We start from the raw sequence: 6,382 nt of genomic DNA, 5'->3' as shown, positions 1-6,382 counted from the left end.
TTTAAGCGATTTGGGTTGGTCCGACAGTGAAAATTGGAGCTTGAGCGGTAAACGAGTGAGGGGATTTCGGGTAAGATACTTCGGATGAGGGGCAAATCGGTGCTTTATACTTCCTATACCCGGATCGCACCTGTAATGCGCGGGAGCGGGTATGGTGCTGAATGGCATGCCCCACCTCATGGGCTGCCACCACCACAGCGGTCAAGGATTTACCGCCGAGCTTGTCTTCAGTTAACCTCACTGTGCGCGCAGCAGGGTCATAATGGTCGCCACTGTTGGTGGCCTCAACAGTTACGCCCTGCAACTGAAATCGACCAATAAGATGTTGCGCAAATTCACCTCCGGTTCCAGGAAAGTCTTTACGCACCTGGCTGTGCTTTTCCAGCAGGTGTCGGGTGGCGAACTGAGGTAAAAACATCAGCGCGAACAACACAATAATCAATATGGCGTATAACATGACAACAGCTTCAAAGATTGAGTTGCAGCGTGAAAGTACCTAAGCCCATACCCGCAAGCTTAGCGTTGACATTCCACCCTATTACGCCCATTCTGCTTGGCAAGGTAAAGGCAGTCGTCGGCGGTTTTAAGAAATGCTGCTGTCGTGGCGCTGCGATCGGGTACGGCTGAGCAAAGCCCAATGCTGACGGTAATCCGGATTTCCTCATCGTTATGTTGGAAACAATATTCTGCAATACTCTGGCGAATGTTTTCCGCAACATGAATTGCTCCATTCAAATCGGTCTCCGGCAACAATATAACAAATTCTTCACCGCCGTATCGAGCCACCAAGTCCGGCGGCTGGCGGGTTTTGGCAATCATTATTGTCGCCACCGCTCTCAAGCACTGGTCACCAAACTGGTGGCCGTAACGATCGTTTAACTGCTTAAAATGATCCAAATCCAGCAACAACACCGACATCACCCGACCATTACGGATGCAGCGCCGTAGTTCCTTGTCAAAAGCAATATCAAAGTATCCGCGGTTAGACAACTGGGTCAGCCCATCAGTTTGACTTATTTCCCGCAGCCGCTCATTACTGGCTTCAAGCTCCAGGGTGCGCTCTTTCACTAACTGATCCAGATTCTCATTGGCGTGTTGCTGCAGTTCGATAACTTCATTCTGGGCCTTTTCACGATTTTCCCGCTCCAAATTGATACGGTAGGCCAGTGCGAAAGCGTACAGCATGGTTCCCAGCGAAAGCCCAACGTAGACGGCATGAATCGTAAAATTATTGGTGGGAATTACGGTCAGGCTGCTACTAACGGTGACGACAATGCCTACAGCCGTGAACACTATGGCAATGAGAAGGTAACGTGCTGGCGGGTAGCCTTCTTTGGTTCGCTTGACGATAGTGATGGTAGCACATATCACGGCCACATTTGCCAACACAAGACTAATCAATGTTACCACGGAAACAGCGACGAACAGACACGCAGGAATGAGCAACAGTGACAGCCAGGCCAGGTTGATTATGGCCCTGTCCCAGCCCGGCAGGGATTGCGGCAAATTCAAAATTGAGCGTATGAATAACATGCCAAAAAACGTCGCCAGTAATTGTGCGATTAGATACGTACGCACACTGGAATTAGGATTGGATGGCCACAGGTAGCTACCGGCTGAACCGTTAAGCAGGAAAAAGCCAAACGACAGTGATAAGCTGAACAACCCATAGAACAGAAACGATTTGTCCCGCACCGAAAAAAAGATCAGGCAGTGGTAGAGCCCAATGACGGCAAGCAAACTGTATAAACCACCGAAAAACAAAGAGCGCGCATGATCGTAATTAGCAAATGCATACGCACCGGACAGGGCAAGCGGTATTTGCAGTAAGCTGTTAGAGTGAACACGAATAAAAAGCTCACTGCTGGAACTGGCGGGAAGCTCAAACGGGAATACCAACAGAGAGTGAACCAGCGGCCTTTTATTTGGAGGCAACAGGCTTCCGGATTGAAAATGATGGAACGAGCCAGATTCACTGCCAACATAGACGTCCACCCGTTGTAGAAGGGGGAATGCAATTTCCAACATCACCGGTAAGTCGGTTTTAGCCCCATTAGCCAGGGTGCAACGCAGCCAATACGCGCTGGAGGAAAAACCGAAATTGACCGTGCCCTGATTCCAGGTGCTCCAGTCTTTTTCCTGGCTGACTTGCTGCAAGGTCAATTCTGCTTTTACGTCTTCATAATACTCCAGACCAGTATCAAGCTGCAGACGATCGAAGGCGGAGGTTATTGTCAGGGTGGGTGCGGATGCAACGCAATTGAACCCACAAAAAAACGCGAGTAAGAAAACCAGATATTGGGTACCACGAGCGGCTTGCTTCAACTAAGAACCTTCGGTTTGAAGATGACGTCTGCATTTAATGAGTTTAGTTGATCCGGCGGGCTTTTCCTTGGTGAACCAGGCTTAGCTACTTACAACGCAACGCCCCTCCTCTGGGTAAAAATAATAGCTTTGCATTTCAATCTGTTAGCTTCATGATAGTAACCTCATGGCAACGCTAACCACTGACTTACGGTGGGATATTCAACCAGGGGGTACTCTATGGCCATCGCATTGGCGCTACACGTATTATCGGTCGTGATTTGGGTTGGAGGGATGTTCTTCGCCTACATGGCCCTGCGACCGGTTGCCGCTCAATTATTGGAGCCGCCCCTGCGCTTACAGTTATGGAGCCAGGTTTTTGCACGCTTTTTCCCCTGGGTTTCATTGGCGGTGGTACTTATTCTCGCCACTGGTCTGTGGATGATATTTGGATTCTATGGCGGCATGGGTCAAACCCGCCCCTATATACACATCATGATGTTGCTGGGTTTGATCATGACGGCCATTTACGGCCATGTGTTCTTCGCACCCTACCGCCGTTTGAAACAAGCCGTTGCAGGGCAGGACTGGGCCGAGGGTGGCCGCCGCCTGGGGCAAATTCGGATGCTAATCGGCATTAATTTGAGCCTGGGCCTGGTTGTGGTGGCGCTGGCAACCCTAGGGCGCTACCTTTAGGTGAACCGATAAAAACCCTTTAAAAACCCTCACATAGCTCGCCATCCTGTGGCAAACTAAGGTCATGCCCAAGCCATTTGGCATGCTGAACACTATTCAACCAGGCAGGATGCGCGCCGTGGCACGTTGTAAGGCACCTTCTGCGATGGGGCTGGAGTTTCCCCTTCAGGACAACATCCTTAACAACTATCTGAGCAGCGAAGAAAATGCGGTTCAGGACTTGCTGTTGGGCTACAGTCTGAGTCAATCGGAGCGCGAAACCGTTAAGGCTTACGCCACAGATTTCCTGGGAGCCATTCGCAACGCCAAACCGGGTATTCGGGTGGAAACTCTGCTTAAAGAATACGGTTTAGATAACCAGGAAGGCGTCACCCTGATGTGTCTGGCCGAAGCGCTGTTGCGCATACCGGACCATGACACGGCGGAGCGTTTATTACAGGATCGCCTGCAGCAGGGCAATTGGGCCGAACACCTGGGCCACAGTGACGCCCGCTGGGTGAATGCCTCCACCTGGGGGCTGTTGATCACCGGCAAACTGTTTCACAAAGACGAACTACCCGGCAATTGGCTGTCGGATACCTTTAGAGGGCTGTTTCGACGCTTGGGTGAACCCTTGGCGCTGTCGGCGGTGAAGCAGGCCATGATGGTAATCGGCCAGCAGTTTGTGGCCGGTCAAACCATAGCCGAAGCGGTGCAACGGGCCAGCTCGGACACGGAAAAAGGTTACTTCCACTCCTGCGACATGCTGGGTGAAGCCGCCGTGACGGAAGCCGATGCCCGACGCTACCAACAGGCCTACACCGACGCTATCCACTTTCTCAGTGAACATTTACACGACCGTAAACATCATGCCGGTATTTCCATCAAGCTATCGGCCTTGCACCCGCGCTTCGAGCTGCGGCAAAGCACCTATCTCGACCAGCTCTACGAACGCTTAATCCAGTTACTGTTGCTGGCCCAGGAAAAAACATCGCCATTACCATTGATGCTGAAGAGTCCTGGCGTTTAGAACCCACATTAATGATGTTCGCCCGGGTGATTGCCCACAACCGCTTGCGCCATTGGGGCAAGCTGGGCATCGCGGTACAGGCCTATCAAAAACGCGCTCCGGCCATCATTCAATGGCTGAGCGACCTGAGCAAAACACTGCATTGCCAGATTCCATTGCGGTTGGTGAAAGGCGCCTACTGGGATACGGAAATCAAACAGGCGCAGCAATTGGGGTTGGAGGAATACCCGGTGTTCACCCAGAAAGAGCATACGGATCTGAGTTATCTTTATTGCGCCCAACTACTGCTTTCCGGCCGCCATTTTCTGTTCCCCCAGTTTGCCACCCATAACGCCCACACCGTTGCCAGTGTGTTAACCATGGCGCAGCAAAACAAATTTCAAAACTACGAGTTTCAGCGCCTCCATGGTATGGGAGAAACGCTCTACGACCACTTATTCGAAACTGTGGAAGGCGTTCGCTGCCGAATTTACTCGCCGGTTGGGCAGTTTAGCGAACTGCTACCCTATTTGGTGCGCCGCCTGTTGGAAAATGGCGCCAACACATCCTTTGTACGCCAAATTCAGTTAAATCAAAGTGAGGGCAGCTGGCTAATCGAGGAACCCAGCGCCAGCATCAGCGCCATGAATCAACTGCGTAACCCACGCATCCCCCTGCCGCGGCGCATATTTTACCCGGAAAGAAAAAACTCCCGTGGACTCAACCTGGGGGCCATCACCACCTTGCAAAGCTTAAGCCGAACCATGACCAAGCAGCTGCAGCAAGAACAGCGCAAACAGGAGCACCCAGACCCGAAAGACAAACCGATTTTTAACCCCGCAACGCCAAATGAAGTGGTGGGAACCTATCGGGTGGCCAACCGCCATGAGTGTCTGCAGGCATTCGACGACAGCTCTTCCTTGACCTTGCTGAAGAAGGTGCTGTTGGCACCGGCTTTCTCTTCTTCGGTCAGGGTCAATTCAATGCGTTTGCGGGGCAGTGCATCGGGGAAGCCGCGATTGCGTTTTTTCTTTGAAGTGGTTGTTTTGTTGGATTCCGGAAGCTGCTCTTCCAGGTCGTCCAAAGCGACTTCCATCTCGACTTCGTCGAACAGGGCGATCTGGAACGGCAGCTTCTCACTACTGGCGGCAAACTTGCGGAGTATCGCCAGTCGTAATTGTTATTCGAGGAGTTTGATTAGGCGTTGTTGATTTGAAATCTGTTTGTCGCGACTGGCAATCGAATGTTCAGCAAGTTCAATGTGCTCATTGAACTTTGCGATTCGCTCACTCGAGGTAGCAATAATGTCGTTTGACTCAGCAAGCCGCGCATCTTTTTCCGCAATAATTGCCAGCAGTTCGTCCGTAGATAAACCGCTGTAATCGGGTGCAGATTGATTTGAATTGATTGCCTTTTTCATAGCAATATTTTAACAGAGCCGGCACCCGGAAACTGCTAACCGACGGATTGATAATGTAAGATTTTATGGCCCCGCATCACCGACAGATCATAGCCATCCAATAGCCAATTGATCTCCTGGCCGGTGAGCATCACAAGCTCGTGCTCGCTCTTGGGCCAACGGAATTTCTCTTCCGCCAGCGCCTTGTAATGCAGGACAAAACCGTTATCTTCCCAGAGCAGGCACTTGATTTTATCGCCGCGTCGATTGCGGAAGACATACAGGGCACCGCTGAAGGGATTATGGCCCAGCGCCTGCTCCACCAACAGGGCAAGACCCAGCGCCTGCTTGCGAAAGTCGATTGGATCCCGGTGCAGATAAATCTCAGGCGTCTCCAGCGCCGGGCGTAAATAGCGTGGTCTCATAGCTGCTCCAGAATGCCACGCAACACACTGACATTGGACTCATTCACGCCTTCAATGAGGATGCCTCCTGGCAGAGTAATAGTAAGCCCTTCGGTAGCGGTAACTGCAGGCAGTGATTTTACTTTAACAAAGGAGCTTTGCTTAGGCTGCCCGGAACTGGAAACCGATTTGCCGAGCTTGCGTTTCCAATAGATAAACTGGTGATAAGTCAGACCCCGTCGCTTGCAAAATTCAGCACCGCTGAGCGTGGATCGCTTCCAGGCCGCCAACAGTTTCGGCCAGTCAGGGCTTTGGGTATCAGGAGTGTCGTTGGTTTTCATTCTGTTCTCCGTATTGAGATAAATACGGGTGTAGTGTTTCAGGGGTTAACGTTGGTTGATAGATGTCGTTCTATTGGCGTGTATGGACTCCTCCTCTATTGCAAGCACTTTTATCAATAGCGAATAGGTACGTGTATGGACTCCTCCTCTATTGCAAGCACTTTTATCAATAGCGAATAGGTACGACTGCCTACGTGTATCCGGTCTCTTTCATGATGCCGTCTTTGTAGGCATCGGACCCTGATGGGCT

The 6,382-nt window shown here is 51.3% G+C and carries 6 protein-coding genes and 1 pseudogene; 2 read left to right on the top strand and 5 right to left on the bottom strand.

Translation table 11 applies throughout. The annotated features are described in order from the left end of the window. Position 1: 1 nt before the first annotated feature. Together FT643_RS22535 and FT643_RS22530 are read right to left on the bottom strand one after the other, a co-directional pair. Positions 2-457 carry a zinc metallopeptidase gene (locus FT643_RS22535; protein ID WP_156873660.1) on the bottom strand — a complete coding sequence of 152 codons (456 nt, stop codon included), beginning with the start codon at positions 455-457 and terminating at the stop codon, positions 2-4. 59 nt (positions 458-516) lie between these two features. Beyond that, entirely contained in the window at positions 517-2,325 is a 1,809-nt protein-coding gene (locus tag FT643_RS22530; protein ID WP_156873659.1) for a sensor domain-containing diguanylate cyclase, read from the bottom strand. 219 nt (positions 2,326-2,544) lie between these two features. Between FT643_RS22530 and FT643_RS22525 the strand changes: the two genes are divergently transcribed. Together FT643_RS22525 and FT643_RS24145 are read left to right on the top strand one after the other, a co-directional pair. Next, a complete protein-coding gene (locus tag FT643_RS22525; RefSeq protein ID WP_156873658.1) occupies positions 2,545-3,000 on the top strand; it encodes a CopD family protein in 456 nt (151 codons plus the stop codon). A gap of 64 nt (positions 3,001-3,064) precedes the next feature. After that, positions 3,065-5,199, top strand: a pseudogene (locus FT643_RS24145) (proline dehydrogenase family protein). On the opposite strand, the gene FT643_RS22510 reads toward FT643_RS24145, so the two are convergent. The 3 genes from FT643_RS22510 to tnpA are packed head-to-tail and all read right to left on the bottom strand — an operon-like array spanning position 5,169 to position 6,132. Then, on the bottom strand, positions 5,169-5,408 hold the full coding sequence (locus FT643_RS22510; RefSeq protein WP_156873655.1) for a hypothetical protein: 240 nt from the start codon (positions 5,406-5,408) through the stop codon (positions 5,169-5,171). The pseudogene FT643_RS24145 and the gene FT643_RS22510 overlap by 31 nt on opposite strands. Before the next feature lie 35 nt (positions 5,409-5,443). Next, entirely contained in the window at positions 5,444-5,812 is a 369-nt protein-coding gene (gene tnpB / locus FT643_RS22505) for an IS66 family insertion sequence element accessory protein TnpB (protein WP_156873654.1), read from the bottom strand. Then, positions 5,809-6,132, bottom strand: a complete 324-nt coding sequence (gene tnpA, locus FT643_RS22500; RefSeq protein ID WP_156873653.1) for an IS66 family insertion sequence element accessory protein TnpA — start codon at positions 6,130-6,132, stop codon at positions 5,809-5,811. The genes tnpB and tnpA overlap by 4 nt, the downstream gene beginning before the upstream one ends. Positions 6,133-6,382: the final 250 nt, after the last annotated feature.

It is taken from the genome of Ketobacter sp. MCCC 1A13808, assembly GCF_009746715.1.
Lineage (GTDB): Bacteria > Pseudomonadota > Gammaproteobacteria > Pseudomonadales > Ketobacteraceae > Ketobacter.
This window is presented reverse-complemented; position numbering and strand designations above follow the sequence as displayed.